The 19,722-nt window shown below is 53.3% G+C and carries 16 protein-coding genes; 9 read left to right on the top strand and 7 right to left on the bottom strand.

Annotated features, from left to right (window positions below):
• Positions 1 to 87: 87 nt before the first annotated feature.
• The gene (locus ACQ4M4_RS17285) at positions 88 to 1,674 is read right to left on the bottom strand and encodes an FAD-dependent oxidoreductase (RefSeq protein WP_430685690.1); all 1,587 of its coding nucleotides are present in this window, start codon (positions 1,672 to 1,674) and stop codon (positions 88 to 90) included.
• A gap of 363 nt (positions 1,675 to 2,037) precedes the next feature.
• Here ACQ4M4_RS17285 and ndhC point away from each other — a divergent pair, with 363 nt between their 5' ends.
• Genes ndhC through ACQ4M4_RS17270 form a run of 3 tightly spaced genes read left to right on the top strand, consistent with a single transcriptional unit; the run spans position 2,038 to position 3,651 of the window.
• Positions 2,038 to 2,400: a photosynthetic/respiratory NAD(P)H-quinone oxidoreductase subunit C gene (gene ndhC, locus ACQ4M4_RS17280; RefSeq protein ID WP_430685689.1), complete on the top strand. Its 363-nt coding sequence runs from the start codon at positions 2,038 to 2,040 to the stop codon at positions 2,398 to 2,400.
• A complete protein-coding gene (locus ACQ4M4_RS17275; RefSeq protein WP_430685688.1) occupies positions 2,391 to 3,125 on the top strand; it encodes an NADH dehydrogenase subunit K in 735 nt (244 codons plus the stop codon). Before ndhC ends, ACQ4M4_RS17275 begins: the two co-directional genes overlap by 10 nt.
• Positions 3,118 to 3,651 carry an NAD(P)H-quinone oxidoreductase subunit J gene (locus ACQ4M4_RS17270; RefSeq protein ID WP_430685687.1) on the top strand — a complete coding sequence of 178 codons (534 nt, stop codon included), beginning with the start codon at positions 3,118 to 3,120 and terminating at the stop codon, positions 3,649 to 3,651. Before ACQ4M4_RS17275 ends, ACQ4M4_RS17270 begins: the two co-directional genes overlap by 8 nt.
• Before the next feature lie 185 nt (positions 3,652 to 3,836).
• Here ACQ4M4_RS17270 and ACQ4M4_RS17265 read toward each other — a convergent pair whose 3' ends face one another.
• The gene (locus ACQ4M4_RS17265; protein WP_430685686.1) at positions 3,837 to 4,787 is read right to left on the bottom strand and encodes a DUF4349 domain-containing protein; all 951 of its coding nucleotides are present in this window, start codon (positions 4,785 to 4,787) and stop codon (positions 3,837 to 3,839) included.
• A gap of 110 nt (positions 4,788 to 4,897) precedes the next feature.
• Here ACQ4M4_RS17265 and ACQ4M4_RS17260 point away from each other — a divergent pair, with 110 nt between their 5' ends.
• Positions 4,898 to 5,416 (top strand): DUF1643 domain-containing protein, encoded by a 519-nt coding sequence (locus ACQ4M4_RS17260; RefSeq protein ID WP_430685685.1) that lies wholly within the window; start codon positions 4,898 to 4,900, stop codon positions 5,414 to 5,416.
• Positions 5,417 to 5,820: 404 nt separating this feature from the next.
• On the top strand, positions 5,821 to 7,374 hold the full coding sequence (locus tag ACQ4M4_RS17255; RefSeq protein ID WP_430685684.1) for a sodium/glutamate symporter: 1,554 nt from the start codon (positions 5,821 to 5,823) through the stop codon (positions 7,372 to 7,374).
• Positions 7,375 to 7,428: 54 nt separating this feature from the next.
• On the opposite strand, the gene ACQ4M4_RS17250 is transcribed toward ACQ4M4_RS17255, so the two are convergent.
• On the bottom strand, positions 7,429 to 8,370 hold the full coding sequence (locus ACQ4M4_RS17250) for an alpha/beta fold hydrolase (RefSeq protein ID WP_430685683.1): 942 nt from the start codon (positions 8,368 to 8,370) through the stop codon (positions 7,429 to 7,431).
• Between the two features lie 187 nt (positions 8,371 to 8,557).
• On the bottom strand, positions 8,558 to 11,005 hold the full coding sequence (gene pheT, locus ACQ4M4_RS17245; RefSeq protein ID WP_430685682.1) for a phenylalanine--tRNA ligase subunit beta: 2,448 nt from the start codon (positions 11,003 to 11,005) through the stop codon (positions 8,558 to 8,560).
• 781 nt (positions 11,006 to 11,786) lie between these two features.
• On the opposite strand from pheT, the gene ACQ4M4_RS17240 reads away from it, so the two are divergent.
• From ACQ4M4_RS17240 to ACQ4M4_RS17230, 3 genes are all read left to right on the top strand, one after another.
• Positions 11,787 to 13,406: a protein kinase domain-containing protein gene (locus ACQ4M4_RS17240; RefSeq protein WP_430685681.1), complete on the top strand. Its 1,620-nt coding sequence runs from the start codon at positions 11,787 to 11,789 to the stop codon at positions 13,404 to 13,406.
• 36 nt (positions 13,407 to 13,442) lie between these two features.
• Complete coding sequence (locus tag ACQ4M4_RS17235; RefSeq protein ID WP_430685680.1) at positions 13,443 to 13,739, top strand: DUF3493 domain-containing protein; 297 nt, start codon at positions 13,443 to 13,445, stop codon at positions 13,737 to 13,739.
• Between the two features lie 371 nt (positions 13,740 to 14,110).
• Positions 14,111 to 14,650 (top strand): alpha/beta hydrolase, encoded by a 540-nt coding sequence (locus tag ACQ4M4_RS17230; protein ID WP_430685679.1) that lies wholly within the window; start codon positions 14,111 to 14,113, stop codon positions 14,648 to 14,650.
• Between the two features lie 367 nt (positions 14,651 to 15,017).
• On the opposite strand, the gene ACQ4M4_RS17225 is transcribed toward ACQ4M4_RS17230, so the two are convergent.
• Positions 15,018 to 15,236: a hypothetical protein gene (locus ACQ4M4_RS17225; protein ID WP_430685678.1), complete on the bottom strand. Its 219-nt coding sequence runs from the start codon at positions 15,234 to 15,236 to the stop codon at positions 15,018 to 15,020.
• A 280-nt stretch (positions 15,237 to 15,516) separates the two neighbouring features.
• Positions 15,517 to 16,794 (bottom strand): low-complexity tail membrane protein, encoded by a 1,278-nt coding sequence (locus ACQ4M4_RS17220; RefSeq protein ID WP_430685677.1) that lies wholly within the window; start codon positions 16,792 to 16,794, stop codon positions 15,517 to 15,519.
• Between the two features lie 498 nt (positions 16,795 to 17,292).
• Between ACQ4M4_RS17220 and moaA the strand changes: the two genes are divergently transcribed.
• Entirely contained in the window at positions 17,293 to 18,276 is a 984-nt protein-coding gene (gene moaA / locus ACQ4M4_RS17215; protein WP_430685676.1) for a GTP 3',8-cyclase MoaA, read from the top strand.
• Between the two features lie 22 nt (positions 18,277 to 18,298).
• On the opposite strand, the gene ACQ4M4_RS17210 is transcribed toward moaA, so the two are convergent.
• A complete protein-coding gene (locus ACQ4M4_RS17210) occupies positions 18,299 to 19,600 on the bottom strand; it encodes a peptidoglycan-binding protein (protein WP_430685675.1) in 1,302 nt (433 codons plus the stop codon).
• Between the last annotated feature and the right edge of the window lie 122 nt (positions 19,601 to 19,722).

Raw genomic sequence — 19,722 nt, 5'->3', positions numbered from 1 at the left:
GTTTTTAAGCTTCTCTTTAAGTTTGCTTAGCGCAAGCTTCTGTGCTGGCTATTCCGTTGGGTGCTCTTTCGTGAGCGATTGCCCCGGCTATATCACCTGGCTCCCCAATCGTTGCAAAACTTTTTGGGCGGCGACCTCAGCCGTTTCTACAGCGCCATTCATATAACCTTGCGATGCTAACGAACAGTGTTCGCCTGCAAACCATAGGTTGCCAACCGATTCGCCTTCTATGCCGCCAAAGGTGGTCCACTGGCCTGGTAGGTAGCACGAGTACGAGCCTAGGGCATAGGGCTCGGCAGCCCAAAATGCTCGCAAAGCCTCGACCCGCTTGACCTGATCGATGCCTGGAAACAGGGCATTGAGCGACTGAGTTAGGCGATCGGCATGAACCGAAATGTCGCCTCCACCCAGCTTTAAACCCTCCGTTCCCCCGCGCAAATCGGTGACCCACCCAACTGAACCTTGCCGATAGCGGGCACTTTCCCAGGTATTTTGAAACGGTTGATCTGTGTAGATGCTGATGGTCGAGCGATAGCGATCGCGCCAAATGCGCTCGTAGAAGGGAACGGCCAGTTTGCTACAGGTGCCGTATCCCAACTGCTGAATGGCTTGTCGTTTCAAGGGTGGCAGGTCGATTGCCAAATTAACGTGCCGCAGGAGTGAAAACGGAACCGCGAGCACCACCGCATCATATGTGCGATCGCGGCTGGTGCTGCCTTGTCGCAGCGTAACGCGATAGCGGTTGGTTCCCCCGTTGTGAATTGCTTCTAGCCGAGTATCAGTTTCGACATCCTGCTTGAGTCGTTGCCGGAGCGCTTGGGGAATTTGCTCGTTGCCACCGCGCACGTGCCAGCGCTCATCGCTCACGCCGTAGGTGCTCCACTTGCCTACTTCTGCCCCAATCAAAAACAGCATGTTTAAACAGGTTTGGTCGTCTGCATCGCGTCCGTACTCGGTTATGTAGGCCACTTCCACCAGCTTTTTGATCAGGGGATCAACATCTGCACTGTCTAAATATTGGCTGAGTGACAGGCGATCGAGCTGTTTGGCGATGCGGCTAGGGTTGCGATACGACAGGTCACGCTTTGTGAGCTGAGCCAAATCGTGACTAATGCGCTCGGCCAATGGAGCAAATGCGTCAATTACCCAATCTTGGGAAATGGTTTTTCCGCCAAAGTACAACACTTCTGCGGCCAGTCCTTCGTCGGCGAGCCGCAGATCGACCATTTCTAGCCCAAGCTCATTGGCGAGCGATCGCACGGCTGTATGCTGCGTATCAATAAATTCGCCGCCTAGCTCCACCACATCATCCGAGCCAACCAGTTGGCTCAGGCTCCGCAGACGACCACCCACCCGAGGACTGGCCTCCACCACATCCGCAAAAATTCCGGCTTGCTGTAAGCGGTAAGCAACGGTGAGTCCGGCAACACCCGCCCCAACCACCAGCACCTTGGCTGCTTCTGCACTGGGCAGTCTCCACCGGGCCACGCCTCCAGGTTTTAGACCCAACGCCCCGACAGTGAGCAATCCTCCTTGCAGCACGCGCCGCCGCGACATTGGTTGATTGAGGATTGCCTCTGGCGAGGGTGGTGAATGCAACGCCGCCCATTGCGGAAGAGTGCGCGATCGCGCATAGGCTTGGCGTAACACCTGAATTAAGTGACTTCTAGCCATACAAAAAATGTGCAGTTTTGAAATAATCCGTCTAGAGAAAGACCTCTATCGGCTACGCTAGCGCGTTTTTTTGCCAACTGCCGGATCCAGATGCTAGCCAAGTCAACCTAGAAAGATGCCTTGCGATCGCCAGCCCAGGCTTGAAGAAATTCACGGCAGCGATCGGGCAAAACCAGCTCAATTTCATCCTCCAGGCCGATCCTGCTTGATCCCTATCGCGATACTAACCCTCGCTCCTATAGGTTTCACTTAGATCTCACTTCGAGAAACTTGAATCGTTCGTAGCCCCAGTATCCAGAAACAAATTGAAAAAAAGAGTAACATTGTTAGAGACTCAACCAGTAGATAGCGGCAAGTTGGATTGTGTTTGTTCTTAGCGGCTACGAGTACTTCCTGGGATTCCTAATTGTCTGCAGTTTGGTTCCCGTCATTGCAATTGTCAGTTCGCAAGTGCTACGCCCAAAACGGCAGGGCGTCGAGCGTCGTACAACCTATGAGTCTGGGATGGAACCCATTGGCGGTGCCTGGATTCAGTTTAATATTCGCTATTACATGTTTTCGTTGGTGTTCGTCGTCTTCGACGTTGAAACCGTCTTCCTCTATCCTTGGGCAGTCGCGTTCAATCAGTTGGGACTTCTCGCCTTCGTAGAAGCGCTGATCTTTATTGCCATCCTTGTTATTGGTCTAGTCTACGCCTGGCGGAAAGGAGCATTGGAATGGTCATGAATCCCGGAACCTCTACGGATTTCGATCCAGCCGCAAAGCTTTTGAGCCCGGTTGGCAAGCCGCAAGTCACCCAAGATCTATCAGAAAATGTCATTTTGACGACGGTAGATGATCTCTACAACTGGGCACGACTATCGAGCTTGTGGCCATTGCTCTATGGAACGGCCTGCTGCTTTATTGAATTTGCAGCTCTGATTGGCTCGCGGTTCGACTTCGACCGATTTGGATTGTTGCCTCGGTCTAGCCCGCGTCAGGCCGATCTCATCATCACGGCTGGAACCATCACCATGAAGATGGCCCCTGCTTTGGTTCGCCTTTACGAACAAATGCCCGATCCAAAGTATGTGATTGCGATGGGTGCTTGCACGATTACGGGCGGCATGTTCAGCATGGATTCCACAACGGCCGTGCGCGGAGTGGACAAACTTATTCCTGTAGATGTCTACATCCCCGGATGTCCTCCTCGGCCCGAGGCCATTATGGATGCCATCATTAAGCTGCGGAAAAAGATTTCCAGCGAAGCAGGGGCAGAGCGTGGAGTCATCGCCCCGTCGCATCGGTACCACACGATTCCTCACAAGCTGAAGGAAGTGTCTCCCATCCTAACTGGACAATATCTGGAGCTGGATACGCGCAAGGCTCCGCCAAAAGAGTTAATGCAGGCGATGGGAATGCCTATGCCTGAAGCATTGCAGGCCGATAAAGAGGAGGTTGAGCGTGGCTGAAGAACCAAAAGCATCTGCAGGGAATGAAGCAGAAGCCGCTCCTATCGTAGAAGCAGGTAAGGTCTCTCGATGGCTGACTGAGCAAGGGTTTGAGCATGAGATCATGGAACCCGATCAGGCAAAGGTGGAAGTCATCAAGGTCGATCGGGAATTCTTGGTGCCGTTTGCGACAGCGATGTATGCCTACGGCTTTAACTGTTTGCAGTGTCAGGCTGGCTATGACACTGGCCCCGGCGGTGAACTGGTGAGTATGTATCACCTGATCAAGGTGGCGGACAATGTGACCGAGCCTGAAGAAGTTCGCATTAAGGTGTTTGTGCCTCGGGAAGATCCGCGGGTGCCCTCGGTGTATTGGATTTGGAAAGGCGCCGACTGGCAAGAGCGAGAAACCTACGATATGTACGGCATTGTGTACGAAGGTCACCCAAACCTCAAACGCATTTTGATGCCTGAGGATTGGGTGGGTTACCCGCTGCGTAAGGACTACATCTCGCCTGACTTTTTTGAGCTGCAAGATGCTTACTAGAAGGTAATTCGAGACTAAGGGCGATCGCGCTTCTTGTCGTATTTGTAAATTAACCGCTGCTCTGGCAACTGCTGGTGCAGCGGTTTTAGTGTGTGGGACTGTGGTTATGGGACGTGAGTTATGGATAAGCTGAAGTGCCCATTTTTACGTGCATGTTGCGCACGCAAAAATGAGCTTTTCTGAGGCTAATTTGCAGTTGCGGGTGGCTCCGTTGGTTCATCACTGAGAGGGGATGGGCGGCGAGTGCGCAGGTAGATTGCGGCGGCTCCAACGGATAGCACAATCCAGTAAGGGCTAAAGGCCACCAGCCACAAGCCTAGCTTGAGCAAACCTGTGGTCAGTTCTCCAACGGCATGGGTTGCTTGTTCCCAGGAGTCTTGGAGCTGGGTGTTGAGTGGCGTTTGGGGAGGAATGGAGGCGATCGCCTGCTCAATTTGAAGATTGACTGTGGAATAGGCCACTTGAGTTTTGAGTGAGTTCAGCTGTGCGGCGGTTTGCTCAATCGAGTTGCGAATGGTGCTGAGTTCTCTCGCAACCTGGAGCACATCTGTCATACCGCCTGAGCGCCGCATAATGCCCAGCAGCATTTCCTCGGTTTGGCGCAGATTGCGCAGCCGAGCTTCAAAATCTACCAGTTGAGTAGATACATCACTGGCGCTGATGGACTGTTGCTGAACCGTTCCCACATCTGACAGGGCCTTGAGCGTTGCGTCGAGCTGGGCTTGCGGAATGCGGAGCTGAATGGTGGCAATGTGGCGAACGCTGGGATCGGCTGGGTTTTGATTTTGCAGCCCGATGATGTCTCCTTGTTGCTGTTGAGCGATCGCTCGAATACGCTCTAGGCTTTGCTCCACCGAGTCCACAGTGAGCGTCATATTGGCTGTTTTGATCAGCTGGGGTGCGGCTTTAGGAACTTCGGCCACAGCTTCGCTGACGGATTGGGCCACATCGGCGGCGGGCGCAGCCGCCATATCCATAGGCGCACGTCCACTCATTTCCATCTGGTTTGAGGCGGTTCCTCCCGATGCTTCCATCGTTGATTCCGTCGTTGCCGGAGCGCAACCCGCCAGCGTTCCACTCAACAACATTCCCAACACCAGCATGGACTGTAGGCGATCGCGAACTGAGCGGTTCATCTTGCAACTCCTTGAGCGACTTGAGCGACACAATTGTGGATACTCGTTAGTATGCTGGGAGCCATTTCCAAATTTTGTCTGGTTGCAGTTTAAGAAACAAACGCCAAGCCATGGTCGAACTGCGAGATAGTAACGCTGTGTTTGACGCCACAGGAACCTATCGCTACACCCTTTGGCGCGAGTGGGATGCTGCCTTGCCACGGTTGGCCTTTGTGATGCTGAATCCCAGCACAGCAACTGCAATCGCCAATGACCCCACCATTCGTCGATGCATAGGGTTTGCTCAGGCTTGGGGCTTTGGAGCGGTCGAGGTGGTGAATCTGTTTGCCTATCGGTCGACCCATCCACAACAGCTGCGGCTAGCTGCCGATCCGGTTGGCACAGAAAATGATTGGTACGTGCAGCAGGCTGCCGAGAAAGCCGAAATTGTGGTGCTGGCCTGGGGAAATTGGGGATATTTGCAGGCGCGCGATCGCACGATGTATCAACTCTTGGCAAGCTATAACCCGCAATGCCTGGGTTTAACTAAGACTGGGCAACCTCGCCACCCGCTTTACTTGCGGCGGGATGTCGTTTTACGCCCAATGCCCAATGGTGCCCACTCGGCTGATGAACGGTTGGAGTGTTGAAAGCCTTGACTGAACCGGGACTTTCAACCCGACTCGTTTGCCCCAACTGAGCAGTCGCGATCGCAAGCATGGCAATCCCACTCGCAAATGTTTAGGCAAATCCCTGCCTCTTCCAAAAGGTTGACCTCTGTAACAGTTAGTGTCACATGGTTAACTTCGCTACGGCAGTCTGGCTTAATAGGGAGCTAAATAGGATCTGTTAGGGGTTTGGTGGTTTAGCAGGCAGGACTGACGCAGTTGAATGATATTTGGAGTGCTTAGCGCTCTAACTATTATTCAACTCCTGATTTTTTAGATGAAGTGCGGCAGTCCTAGCAGTATTTGATCAAACTCAACAGACCCTTTTTGATAAGACCCTTTGCACCAGTCAATTTTTGAACGATACATGCAGGGGGACAAATGATGTGCATGGTGTTCCTAGTCGGGTTGCGATCGCGCTGATGTGCCTGACAGATCGCCATTTGTATGACCAACCACGCTCCTGGTGGGTTTGGTTGATAGCTGCCATTCATCTGAGGAAACCTGTGTTTAATTTAAGAGACGCTTTATTTGCTTACGTTTTGCTGGCACTACTGTTGCTGCTAGGCCGCGCTATCAAGCATCGTGTGCGGTGGTTTCAGCGGTTATATCTACCAGCGTCAATTATTGCTGGGGCACTGGCGCTGCTGCTAGGGCCACAAGTGTTGGGGGCGATCGCAACCTCTGTAGCCGGTTCAGAATCACCCCTGGCGAACGGGCTGTTTACCGAGCCTATTCGCACCGTATGGTCTCAATCCCCCGGTGTCTTTATCAATATTGTGTTTGCGGCGCTGTTTCTGGGAGAGACAATTCCCCGACCGCGCGATATTTGGGAGAAGGCTGCGCCTCAGGTAATCTTTGGTCAAACCCTGGCCTGGGGGCAGTATGTGGTGGGTGGTCTGGTGACCTTGCTCATTTTAGGCCCCTTATTTGGCATCAATCCCATTGCAGCTTGCCTGATCGAAATTGGGTTTGAAGGTGGACACGGTACCGCTGGCGGCATGGTTGATACGCTCAACGAGCTAGGCTTTGCAGAAGGTGCGGATCTGGCCTTGGGCTTAGCCACAGTGGGCATTGTATCGGGTATTATTTGCGGTACGGCCCTGGCCGACTGGGGACGGCGTAAGGGGCATGTTGAAGAGTTGGCGCGCAACGTTGTGGAACCCGAAGAAATTCCCGATCTCAACGTATTGGCCGAAACTCCCGACATTCGTCGCCAACGGGCAAGGCTAATGAGCAACTTGTTGGTTGACCCACTCTCTATCAACTTTGCGATTGTGGGAATGGCGATCGCCCTGGGTTGGCTCATTTTGGAAGGGTTACAACTGCTGGAAGCGCTCACCTGGGGCCCCAGTTTTGAAGTGATGACGTATGTGCCGTTGTTTCCGATGGCCCTGATTGGCGGCATCATCACTCAATCCGTGCTAAACCGACTTGGGCTTGGCTCCCTGGTCATTCGGCCCATGATGCAAAACATCGCTGGAGTGGCACTGGATGTTGTGGTGATTGCCGCGCTCGCGTCGATTTCCCTTCAAGTGATTGGCAATAATTTGGGCAGCTTCCTCATTCTCAGCATTGTTGGCATTTTGTGGAACGTGCTGATGTTTCTCTGGTTCGCCCCTCGTATTTTCTCTCAATATTGGTTTGAGAAGGGAATTGGCGATATGGGCCAGTCGATGGGGGTGACCGCCACCGGAATCTTGCTGTTGCGCATGGTGGACCCCAGCGGTCGCTCGGGCGCATTCGAAAGCTTTGCCTACAAGCAGCTCTTTTTTGAACCAATTGTAGGCGGCGGATTATTCACTGCTGCGGCTCCAGCGCTGGTCGTGCGATTTGGTCTGATTCCGGTTTTGCTGCTAACCACAGGGCTGTTAATCTTTTGGCTTGTGGCGGGCTTTCTGTTGATTCGGCAGCGGGGCCAGCGATCGCTCATGGCCTAGTTTCATCTTCCGCTTGGTGCCCAGCCCGGCCTGCCATGTACAGCAGGCCGGGCTTTATGCATCACTCAGACTTGCAGGGCTATCGGCAACAGCTGTGATAGAGCGATCGCCCGACTCCAGGGACAGCACCCACTCGCGCATCAGCGCATTTACCTGACCCGGCACTTCATCATGGGGACAGTGCCCCGCGTGCAGGTAATGTTCGGTGAGAGAAGGATACGCCTGCCGAAAGCGGGCTCCACGCACTCGCGAGTTCATCCAGGGGTCACCCTCGCCCCATAGCATCAGCAACGGGCACGACATCTGCGCCAAAAGTGCATCATTTTTTTCACCCCGAGGTGACTTAAACACCGACGCAAATACTTGAGCTGCACCCGCATCGCAGGAAGGACGGTAGATGTCTTCTACCAGTTGATCGGTAATGGCCGTTTTGTCGAGATACACCTTTTCCAGGGTTTTGCGGATGATGGACTTTTGCCGCACGTACTGGAATAGCAACAGGCTGGGCAACGGCTGCAACAGCAGCGATCGCATCAAGTTTCCTACCACTTGCTGTACGGGATTCGGCGGAGGCGTTGGCTCGGTTTCGGTAAAGGAGCCAGCGCAGTTCAGCAAAACCAATCCGGCCGCTGATTGGGGACGTTGTGCGGCCACACATAGTGCTGCATAGCCACCCAATGAGTTTCCTACTAATACCACAGGACGACCAATGACCTCGGTAATGAAGTCGTGCAACTGATCGCGCCACAGGTCGCCGCTAAACGCTAGATTTGGCTTGGCCGATCGCCCAAATCCCAGTAAATCGATCGCCCACACTTGAAAGTTGTGCTGGAGTTCGGCGATGTTTTTGCGCCAATGATCGGTCGATGCGCCAAAGCCATGAACCAGTAGCAGCGGCGGACGATCGGCCCGGTGCTCTCCGGCACATACGTAGTGGATGGAGTGGCCTCGCCATTGCCAGCGAGTTTCGGGTGGGGGGGCGATCGCAGTCTGCATGAACCTAGGATGTAACGAAATATGAACTATGCTAACGCAGATGAGCCTAATGCAGTTGTCTAGTCCAGTCGGATAACGGTTTTGGCCATCAGAACAATGAGCACTCCGCAGTGCCCAAATCCTCAGTGAGGTCATCTCAATTGAGTCAACATGAGGGTTCCGTTAGCCCCCCAATGTGGTACGTGGACTAGCTTCGTAAGCTCACCTGGAATTTTTCTTCTAGTGCTTCGCGCACCTTTTGATGCACGGGTTCCACGTCTTCGTCGGTGAGGGTGCGATCGCCCGCTCGATACACCAATCGGAAGGCCAAACTGCGCTTACCTTCGGGAACTCCTTGGCCACGGTATTCATCAAACAGCTCCACCGAGTCCAGCAAGTTACCTGCCGACTTGCGCACTACCCGCTCAATTTCGGCGACAGAATATTGCAGAGGGGCAAAGAACGCGATGTCGCGATCGGTTGCTGGATACGAGGAATAGGGCTGGAAGATGGGAGTCAAAATCTCTTCGCGATCGATTTGGGCCAAAAGTAGCTCTAGTTCCAGCTCAAACACGTAAACTTCGTCGGGTAGCCCTTTTTCTTGACGAAGTTGAGGATGCAGTTGGCCAAAGGTTCCGAGGCGATCGCCCCGAATCCACAGCGAGGCCGTCCGTCCGGGATGCAGCAGCTCGTTCCGGCGATCAGGTTGGAACTCCACTTCCACACCCAGCTTTTGGAATACGCTTTCCAGCATGCCTTTGGCCTCGTACCAGGTCATTGGCTGTTCCCGACCGCTGCGTACCCATCGGCCAGCGTAGGAATCGCCACCCATAATGCCTGCCACTTGGTCGGTTTCAAACAGACCATCTTCATCTCGCCAAAAAACGCGGCCAATTTCGTAAGCATTCAAAGGCCCGTTGCCCTGCTCCATGTTGTACACAAAGGCTTGGATAAGGTCGGGGAGTAGAGCCGTCCGTAGGGCAGAGTACTCGGCAAAGAGCGGGTTGGCTAGGGTAACCTGCTCAACACTGACAGGTTTACCGACGGAATAGTGAGCCACTTCGGTGAGCCCAACCGCACGCATGGCAGCGTGAACTCGACGCGCCAAATCGTATTCCACCGATAGGTATCCGGCTTCGCTTTCCTTGGGGAGGGAATCGATAAAACGGTTGTAGCCAAACAACCGAGCAACCTCTTCGATCAGGTCAATTTCCCGTTCTATATCTCTCAAGCGATAGGGCGGAACAGACACCGTCCACACTTCGCGATCGGGGGTGGCTGGAGTGAGTTCGCAGCCCAGGGCGGTTAATGTGCGCTCTACATCGGCGGCGGTGAGTTCGCCAATGACAGAATCTTCGGGGTCGCCCAGTTCCACTGGCCCCAAAACGGCATTCACTCGCTGAAGCCGCAGTTCAATGGTGCGGGTGGTGCTGGTTTGCCGATTGTCGGCGATCGCCTGACTTCCCACGGTTCCGCCTGCGAGGTCGGTAATTAGCTGAATCGCCCGCTGGTTGACCAGTGCCAATTCTGCTGGATTCACTCCCCGCTCATAGCGAGCTGATGCCTCGGTACGTAGACCCTGCGATCGCGCTGACCGACGAATGGCTACCGAGTCAAACAGGGCCGCCTCCAACATGAGATTGGTGGTCCCTTCAAACACTTCACTGTTTTCGCCACCCATCACGCCAGCCAGGGCCACCGGGCGATCGTTGGCGGTAATCAGCAGCGTTTGCTCTTGCAGGGTCCGCTTTTGGCTATCGAGCGTGATCAGGGTTTCGGTCTGCTCGGCAAAGCGAACGCCAATCTTGAGTTCGGGGCTTCCGGCAATTTCAACTAAGCGATCGCGGTCAAAGGCGTGGAGCGGTTGCCCCCACTCCAGCAGCACATAGTTGGTCACGTCTACCACATTGTTAATGGGGCGCGTGCCAGCAGCCTGAAGCCGTCGTTGTAGCCACATGGGCGAGGGGCCAATCTTGACATTCTCAATCACCGTGCCCAGATAAATAGGACATGCTGTGATTTCACGAATGTTGAGGGTTAGATCGCTGCCAACTTTCGGAGACGTGGGTTCGGCGATCGCCGGTAGTTTCAGCTTGGCGCCAGTAATAGCGGCAACTTCCCGTGCGATGCCAACCATGCTGAGTGCATCGGCCCGGTTTGCCGTCGAGGTCAAATCTAAAATCACATCATCCAACCCCAGCAAGGGCCGTGCATCGATGCCCACCTTGAGGTCTGCTTGGGAAAAAATGTGAATGCCGTCCGACTCCTTCGTCAGCCCGACTTCTGCCAGTGAGCAAATCATGCCTTCGGATGGCACATCCCGCAGCTTTCGGGGGCGAATTTTGATATCAATTTTGGGCAAATAGGTGCCAACGGTTGCCACAGGAACGAAAATATCAGCGCTTACGTTTGCCGCACCACACACAATGGTGGAGGGTTGTTGAGCGCCAATATCGACGGTACATACGCTCAACTTGTCGGCATTGGGATGGCGATCGCAGGTCAGCACCCGGCCCACCACTACGCCATCTGCCCAGGTACGGCGGTCTTCAATATCCTCGACCTCAAAGCCCGCCATGGTTAGCGCATCGGCCAATTCGTCTGGTGTGAGTGCAATATCGACGAGTTCTCGCAACCAATTCAAAGAAATTCGCATTGCCGTTAAGTGTCAGGGTTAAGAATTCGGTGTTATTGCAGGGGTCTACTGCAAGGTTGGCTTATACAGCACAAAATGCCGTTTGCCCAGCCCGCCATGCACTGGCCAAAATTGCCGAAGGAGCTAGTCGAGGCCGTAGGACCATTTTTGCCTCATTTATTCTATCGCCCTACTGTCCACCGTTTGGCGACAGAACCCTAACTCAGTGGGAATTTGGATCTGCTGGGTTTCAGCGGAGAGACCAATTTCCCCTATCGTTTTGTTGCTGTTGCCGGGTCGCTAGAAAAAATGGTGAATTCTTATAGATAGGGACCGACCTCATCATGAACGACCAATGAACGCTCTAGCGTCATGAATTTGGCAATACGAACAAGCGCCCCCTGGGATCGCACCCTGGCCATCATTGGAATCGGGATGAAACTCCTGAGATAAATGTTGAATTCTGCTACAGCAGAACGCAGCAGAGTGTGATAACAATTTGAAGAAATCTCTAGTAATATCGGCCTCCTTATTAGAGTTCTATAAGGATGGGACACGCCCCCTGCTAACCCTCCCCCGTAAACGGGTACGATAGACACACAAAATCACTGAGCAACCCCGTGGTTTTTGGGTTATTTATCACTCCTTCAACGCAAATCAGCATATTCTTCAGCAACTCTTTAAGAGATTTCCCGCAAGAACAGGGCTTTATCTTCAAAAGGTTCGAAGGATAATGATGTGTATAGGTGTTGCATCTTTCCCGATCGACACGTGCGGCGGTCAACTACTTGAGTGATGCCGAATGAGTTACTGCTTGAATCCTGCCTGTCCTAATCCCGAAAATCTGTTGGATACCGAGCATTGCCAAGCATGCGGTTCCGTATTGCTGCTGCGCGATCGCTACCGGATCATGCAAAATCTCGGGCATGGAGGCTTTGGCGCTACATTCTTGGCCAAAGATGAACAGCTTCCCGGAAGCCCTCCCTGTGTGATTAAGCAACTGCGTCCTGTTGCATCATCCCCTCACGTGTTGCAAATGGCACGTGAACTATTCAAGCGTGAAGCCAAGACGCTGGGCAAAATTGGTAACCACCCCCAAGTTCCACGCCTGTTGGACTATTTTGAAGCCAATCAAGAATTTTATTTAGTTCAGGAATACATCAGCGGCTTAACGCTTCAACAAGAGGTCAAGCAGAATGGCCCCTTCTCTGAGGCGGGTGCCAAGCAGTTTTTGAGCGAAGTGCTGCCGATGTTGCAGTACATTCACTCCAATCAGGTGATTCATCGCGATATTAAGCCCGCCAACCTAATTCGCAGAACTCAAGATAAAAAGCTGGTTCTGATCGATTTTGGTGCAGTAAAAGATCAGGTGAACCCGACTCGAGCGGGAGCCTCGGAGCAGACGGCTCTGACGGCTTATGCCATTGGTACACCTGGCTATGCCCCTCCTGAGCAAATGGCGATGCGCCCGGTGTATGCCAGTGATATTTATGCCCTGGGCGTAACCAGTATTTACCTGTTGACTGGTAAATCCCCGAAAGATTTGGACTATGACCCCACAACGGGTGAAATGATGTGGGGAAAATACGTTCAAATTAGCGAACATTTCGGTACCGTTTTGAAACGGATGCTGGATGTCTCTGTACGGCATCGCTATCAAACAGCGGGCGAAGTTCTGCGAGCGCTGGATTTGGAGCCGTATCTCGACAGTTTGGCCCAAAGCATGGCAAAGCCGACTAAGGCTGCGCCTATCAAACCCGCCCTGCCAGACTATTCTTTGCCATCGGGTGAACTCAGCTCAGGCTTGTTCCCCTCGTCGCCTACGGCACGTATGGCTGCGGCAATTCGGGCTCGCCAAGCCAAAGCTGCGATGGATTCGTCGTCGGGGTTGTCTGGTGGAACCCGCACTCGGGGCACCGGTGGCCCACGCATATCGACAATGACGAGTGGCGATCGCACCTCCTCAAGTAGTGAACCGCCTAGTCTGCCGCCCAAGCTCAATGCCAACGAGCTGCTGCATGCTTACAGCAAGGGCAAGCGCGACTTTACGTACCACGACCTCAGCTTGCTCAATTTATCCAAGATCACCCTGGCAAATGCCAACTTCCATCAGTCCAAGCTGCACAAAGTCAATTTTCAAGGGGCAAACCTGTTCAATGCTGACTTTGGTCGGGCAAGCCTGAGTCAGTCTGTGTTGAAGAATGCAAATTTGGCCCGGGCCTACCTGAGTCATGCCGATTTGCAAGGGGCTGACTTGCGGGGAGCTGACCTAAGCTACGCCTACTTGAGTAATGCCAACTTGCGGGGAGCGAATCTTTGTGGTGCCGATTTGACGGGAGCCAAGGTGACCGATGAGCAGCTTGCTCTCGCGAAAACCAACTGGGCAACGGTTCATCCCAACGGTAAGCGTGGTCTGTGGTAGGGTGATGACATAGTGCCTGTATTTACAGGTACGCACGTGTCTTTGAACTACACCAGCATGAGTCGTAATCCAGATAAGCCCCAGATTGACCCAGAAAGATACGCTCGCCTCATGGCTGAGGCTAAAGCTCCTTACCGAGGGTTGAGAATGTTTATTTACCTCGTGTTTGGTTCTTCTGGATTTATTGGCGGACTCGTGTTTCTCGCTCAAGTGATTGCTGGACGGGATGTAGCCCAGGCCTTGCCCAATCTGGCCTTACAGGCTGGGGTAGTTGCACTCATGATATGGCTGTATCGCTTGGACAAAGCTGCAGGCGATCGCGCATCCCGCTGATGTGGGCAATTTGGAAGAAAACCTTACGAAAGCTCAATGTTGGGAAACAGGCTGCAACAATTTAAATATTGAAATGGGGTCGGCTCCTTAAAGGCTCTAAATATAAAAACCTTGATAAAAGGTAGAAGCGCTGCTTTCAGACGGAAGCAGCGCTTCTGCTATGGGCGATCGCATTGTTGAGCCGCTCGCGATAATTTGGCTCGGCCCTTTACCTTGGGGAACATTATGGGCTATTGAAACATCTAAAGACTTGGTGGATCCTGCGGTGAACTCAGTTCACTGCACTGACGATGCGCGGGGATTGTCCGTAAGTGAAGCGATACGCTGCATAACGAACGATCCCCGTATCTTTTGCATTGAAGCTGGAGAAAATGATGGGATTAGCAAAATGGGGATTTGGATTTGCTGCTGCCAGCAGTATCTTGCTCTGGGCAAGTGGTGCGATCGCTGCAGAGCGCATCATCCTAAAATACGGCCCCTTTGAGCAGACGGTGACGGTCGAGGAGCTGATAACCCTGGCCGAAACGGGAGAAGCATCGCCTCGGGTAGAACGCTACCTGCGCCGAGCCAACCAAAGCCCAGAAACATTCCAGAATGCATTGTCGCGCTCGATTCCTTTAGACGTGGTGGCAGCCGATCGCATTCTCAACTCTCCCATTGGAGAAGCGGCGTTGAACGAGGTTGGCGAGGTCATTTATCCGCGTACACGGCGTACCGCAGGGCAGTCGCTACGGGCGGCGATTGTGGTGTCAGCGAGTCGGGGCGATCGCATGACCGCGCTTGATATTATGAGAAACTATCCTACTCGGGATATTTACGTAGATGGCAACCGCCTGTTGTCTTTGTACGAAGAGCTAAGCCCGATTCAGCAACGCATCGAAGACTTCTTAGGTGTGTTGCGGCGATTTTAAGGGGACTGATCAGGAGCCTGATGGAGTTGCACCATCAGGAAAGTTTTAGCAAATACATCTGTACTGAGTCCCTCAAGGTGCAAATACGATACGGCTGCGTAAAAGCCAACGGGCGTGTTTCAAATGTGTGGTTATTGGTTGTGGAAGGGGTGCATCGCACCCCGTACACCACCAAAAAACACACCCCCCCCTCCCCACAACAAATAACCACACGTCTAGAACATCATCAAGCCAACCTGTAAGCAACCTGTTTGATGCCTACTGAAAAGCATAAAGTGGGCATCAAACATCGCATAAACCAAACATCGAAAGTAAAAAGCACCAGCCTTTTTTGATGAAAGGCTGGTGCTTTTTGAAAAAATTATTTTTAGTAAGCGAGGGTTTCTAGCGTTTCTCGTAGGTAACGCCGAACACGCTGATCGAGGCTAAGTCCATCAACTGACGTAACACTTTCAACTGAAGCATCGCCTTGTTGCTCAATTAACCAACGCTGGAAGCCTGAACTGGCGGCGATCGCCTGCTTCAAGCTGTCCCAAATCGCCTGATCAGTCGGATACATGTTGTGGGATGCAGAAGAGGACGGCATAGAACCTCGTGTACTTACAACAGCAAAGGGCCGTCTAACGGCCTTCTATAACCAAGATAGCGTATGGGGAAAATTCTGTTGTGTTGTGATACACCAAGTCGTTTTGAATCATTCTCCAAAACATTGAAAGCTTACTGGCTAACCCATCAAAAAATTGGACGGGTTGAACCTTTATTTCGGCGGCTTTACTACAGGACTTGCTCAGTTGAATGATGTTGGGCACCTAGCGCCCAACATCATTCAACCCCTGGTTTTTCGGATGACGTGCGTCAGTCCTAAACTAGTTGGAGCTTGGCTCTGGTGGAGAAGATTGAACCTCAGGTTTCAACTGAGGTGTGTCGTCGTCGGTCGATATCTCTGAGGGGTTTGCAGGCTCTGTTGTTTCCTGGAGAGCTGGCACAGATTCTTCCGTGGCTGCGGTAGCCTCACCTGCGGCAGCCTCACCTGCGACAGTCTCACCTGCGACAGTCTCACCTGCGACAGTCTCAACGGGCGAACCGATGTGATCTGGAGCTGCGGCCCATGGCTCAGTTGCTGTTTCGGTGGGTGCAGTTTTGGATGAAGTATTCGTGGATTGCTCAAGGGTTTGAGGATCAGGGACTAGCGTTTCCGTGGATGTTGGCTCTACGGTTGTAGCTTCAGTAGACGAATCGGTTGTGGTTTCAGCATTTGCTTCCCCTTCAGCCTGGGGCTCAACCGAGGGAGGCTCGGAGTCTGGTGCCGCAACTGCGGCCTCGGCACCTGAGGATGGACCTGAGCTTGCAGAGGATGAGGATGGGGTGTCTAGCTCCTCGTCCCACAGAGAACCATCAAGTGAGATGTCTTCATTCCAGGGAGATGTCTCAAGACGGCCTGAGCTAGCGCTAGGGGTTGTGGGCGCTACGGATGATTTAGCCATGGTTGCGGCGGTTGCGGTGGCGACGGCTGGTTTAGGCGGCGCTGCTTCAAGCCTGGGTAAAAGGTGACTAACCCGCCAGCCCAACACGGTGAAATCGCGCGAAATTTGATCGGTTGGATAAGGGGTGAGCTGTTGAAAGGTGGCGTCGCGGATGAGCAAAACCCGCAAAACACTGGCTGAAATTTGTAGCAGGATATTGCTGAGCAAAAAAGCGATCGCGGCCACAACGAGCCCTGCCAATCGGGCCTTGGTCGAAAATGGCGAAACCGCTGCTGCTAAGGGGGCAAAGCGATAAATTTGCCAGAGAACAACAAACAGGGTGACTGCAACTGCGATCGCCAACAGTTGGTTTTCTAACGACTTGAGTGGACGTAGCACACGACGCTGATCTTCGGTTAACTCAGCGGGTTTGAGCGCAACGGTATATAGGCTAAAGGGACTAAATGGCCGCTGCCACTGCATCCACAGGGCGGGAGCCATGCCCACTGTCCCAAGCAGCAGTACCTCCATCCATACGGGCAGGAGCGGGTCGCCAGCCGCCAACCCCAAGGCACACAGCTCTAGCAAAAGCGGCACTACCCCCGCCGCCGCAAGATGAACCCAAAGGTACGGATTGAACCAAGAAGAGCGCATTTTCGTCACCGTGGCTACCATTGTCATCCTAATGCAACGTTAGTTCGATAACCTAAATTTTCGGTGATGTTCTAGACGTGTGGTTATTGGTTGTGGAAGGGGTGTATCGCACCCCTTCCACAACCAATAACCACACATTTGAAACACGACCAAATTTCCCTTGGGGGTGGTGAGGGGCAAGGCGCGGCGGTGTGGACTGTTTTGCCGAGCCAAGCAATGCGATGCCGCTGTGGTCAGAATTGATGCCTGTGAGTGCCAAGCGAGTCTTGGCGGGTTGTCTGCGTTGCAAGCCCTACGTGTCCCAAAGGCGTGCTCCAGCAACTTGCCACGGCTCTGTAAAAAATCCACTACCATGACCAGTAGGTGAGAAGCACGGGCTGGATGGGGGTTCCAAATCCGCTGTGATTGAAATAATGACAACGGATGCAGAACGTCAGGCACGGGCTGAATGGGGGATAAGCCAGAAAGGCTTTACCCTATTGTGTTTTTCCAATTGCACTTGAGTTTGAGTGAGTTGAAGCATCTATGGCGCGCGATCGCTTTGGTCGAATGATCAACTATTTGCGGATTTCGCTAACCGATCGCTGTAACTTGCGCTGCGTGTACTGCATGCCGGTTGATATGGTGTTTCGTCCCAAGGCCGAGCTGCTCCAAGATGATGAGCTTGATCGGCTCATGCCTCTGTTTGCTCAACAGCTAGGTTTTTATAAGTTTCGGCTGACGGGTGGTGAACCAACTCTGCGCGAAAACATTGTTTCAATTGTGGAGCGAATGGCGCATACGCCGGGTGTCGAAGAAATTGCCATGACGACGAATGGCATTTTGCTGGGTCGCTTGGCAGAACCATTGGCGATTGCTGGATTGCGCCGAGTCAATGTCAGTATTGATTCCCTTGATCCAGATAAATTTCGGCGAATGACGCGTTGGGGCGATGTGGCCGATGTGTGGGATGGGCTGAAAGCTTCGACTGCTGCTGGATTGGAGATTAAGCTGAATGCCGTTGTCGCCCGAGGGTTTAACGATCAGTCTGATGTGGTGGATTTAGCGCGACTTACCTACGAATTTCCCTGGCAAGTGCGTTTTATTGAAATGATGCCGTTTGGCGAGGTGGCGGAGTTTCAACAGGCCAACACAGTGGGCGAAGCAGAGCTTTTGGAAACCATTGGGCGATCGCTTGATCAGCCTATTTTGCTTCATCAGGGAGCATTAGACGGAGAGGCGCGGCTGTATCAGTTGCCTGACGCTGTGGGTACGTTGGGGTTCATTAGCTCGGTCACTCAGCCCTTTTGTGCTGCATGCAATCGTGCTCGGCTAACGGCCGATGGGCGGCTGCGCTTGTGTTTATTGCGGGATAATGAAGTGGATCTGCTGACGCCACTGCGACAAGGAGCCAGCGATGCCGATTTGGTGGCGCTATTGGAAGCGGCAATTTGGGAAAAACCCTGGGGCCATGGTTTGGCAGAGCAAGAGGTTCCCATGCGGCGGGTGATGTCTGAAATTGGTGGATAACTGCAATGAGGTGGGCGATCGCTCAAGAGTTTGTAAAATCTCCACTAGGTGGCTGAGCAAGGCTAGAAGCATCGCGGCTGGGGCGTAAGCGGTCGAGTTGGCCCATGGCCCATCGAGCCGTTTCCTGCACGTCGCTATCGGGATCATCAACTGCATGGCTGAGCAACTGGCTGACTTGGCCCATCAGTTCGTACACCCGGGTAACATCCCGAATGGCGTTTTTGCGTACATCGGGGTTGGCATCTTGCAAAGATGCAATCAACGCTCGCTTCATGGGAGCGAGCGATCGCACGTTAATTTCTGAAATAGCCGCCAAAATTAAGCTGTGCTGATGCGAGTCAGAATCCATGAGCAGCTCGACCAATGGCTGCACAGCGCGCGAGTCTCCTATTTGGCCCAGTTCCCAAATGGCGCTGTAGCGCTGGGCTGGGTCAGAGTCTTGCAGCTGACGAATGAGCTCATTCACAACATCCACTTTGGGCAAACGTGAGGTGGGCGCGATCGCCTCAATGACCTGAGCATTGGCCTGATCATGTGCGGCGGCCCCGTGGGGCAGGGCTGAAGTGGGGTTATGGATCGTTGGCAGCGGTGGACTATGGAACGTGTCAGAGTCGGCTGATGCGTCAAACTCAGAGGCAAACGCTGGAGGTGGCAAAACCTTGGCTTGGGTGAGCACAGCGCCCAGCGCGTGAGGGGGCTCAACCATGTCTTGCGAGGTTGTTAAAAATAAGCGGCGAGATGGTTTTTCGGGACGATTCCACAGCGATCGTAACTGCTGGCGATACAGCAAACCCGACAGCGCTGATAGTGAAAATAAACCAATACTGAGCCAAATCAGAGAACGATTGGGGGTAGGCGACTGTGGTGGCATGGCGATCGCCGTTGCTGCTGGCGATGCATACAGTTCGGGCAGGTCTACCGTTGGGGTAGGAGATACCGAGGGACGGGGTAAGGTTGCCGAGGGCGGCAAGGCCCGATGGGCATGAATGAGCCGGAACCATGTTTCGGAAGTGACCTCTCCATCAGGGGGTAACCCTTCGGCTAGCTGAAACTGAAGAACGGCCTCCTCGGTCCGCCGTCCGTAGCGTCCATCCAAGTTGCCCTTGTAATACCCCAAATCCAAAAGCATCTGCTGAAGTTCGGCAACGCGATCGCTCTGATCGCCAGAGCCTAAATCGAGCGAGGAGGATGGGCTAGGTGCCGGAGCCGTTTGGGCCAAAGGTGGGAGCGGCGATCGCGCCTGAGCTTGCCCAAAAACCGCGTTTAGGCCAAGCTCCCAACAAGCAGCAATCGCGATCGCAAAAAGTACAGAATGGCGGGGCATATGTCGTTTGATTGAATTGCAGCGCCAACACAAAGCCTGTCACCAGAGACCGATATCCAAGCCCAACAGAACTGACACACTCATTCAGAATTCTCAGAGGTTTGGATCGATTTTCTGCGAGC

This window comes from Leptolyngbya sp. AN02str (assembly GCF_050565595.1).
GTDB lineage: Bacteria > Cyanobacteriota > Cyanobacteriia > Elainellales > Elainellaceae > Kaiparowitsia.
The sequence above is the reverse complement of the archived record's forward strand: the minus strand, read 5'-3'. Positions and strand labels throughout refer to the sequence as shown.

Coding starts and splice junctions, on each gene's coding strand:
- ACQ4M4_RS17275 (WP_430685688.1), top strand. CDS start 2,391: ATGGTCATGAATCCCGGAACCTCTACGGATTTCGATCCAGCCGCAAAG.
- moaA (WP_430685676.1), top strand. CDS start 17,293: ATGGCGCGCGATCGCTTTGGTCGAATGATCAACTATTTGCGGATTTCG.
- ACQ4M4_RS17285 (WP_430685690.1), bottom strand. CDS start 1,674: ATGGCTAGAAGTCACTTAATTCAGGTGTTACGCCAAGCCTATGCGCGA.
- ACQ4M4_RS17240 (WP_430685681.1), top strand. CDS start 11,787: ATGAGTTACTGCTTGAATCCTGCCTGTCCTAATCCCGAAAATCTGTTG.
- ACQ4M4_RS17230 (WP_430685679.1), top strand. CDS start 14,111: ATGATGGGATTAGCAAAATGGGGATTTGGATTTGCTGCTGCCAGCAGT.
- ACQ4M4_RS17210 (WP_430685675.1), bottom strand. CDS start 19,600: ATGCCCCGCCATTCTGTACTTTTTGCGATCGCGATTGCTGCTTGTTGG.
- ACQ4M4_RS17220 (WP_430685677.1), bottom strand. CDS start 16,794: ATGACAATGGTAGCCACGGTGACGAAAATGCGCTCTTCTTGGTTCAAT.
- ACQ4M4_RS17250 (WP_430685683.1), bottom strand. CDS start 8,370: ATGCAGACTGCGATCGCCCCCCCACCCGAAACTCGCTGGCAATGGCGA.
- ACQ4M4_RS17225 (WP_430685678.1), bottom strand. CDS start 15,236: ATGCCGTCCTCTTCTGCATCCCACAACATGTATCCGACTGATCAGGCG.
- pheT (WP_430685682.1), bottom strand. CDS start 11,005: ATGCGAATTTCTTTGAATTGGTTGCGAGAACTCGTCGATATTGCACTC.
- ACQ4M4_RS17260 (WP_430685685.1), top strand. CDS start 4,898: ATGGTCGAACTGCGAGATAGTAACGCTGTGTTTGACGCCACAGGAACC.
- ACQ4M4_RS17265 (WP_430685686.1), bottom strand. CDS start 4,787: ATGAACCGCTCAGTTCGCGATCGCCTACAGTCCATGCTGGTGTTGGGA.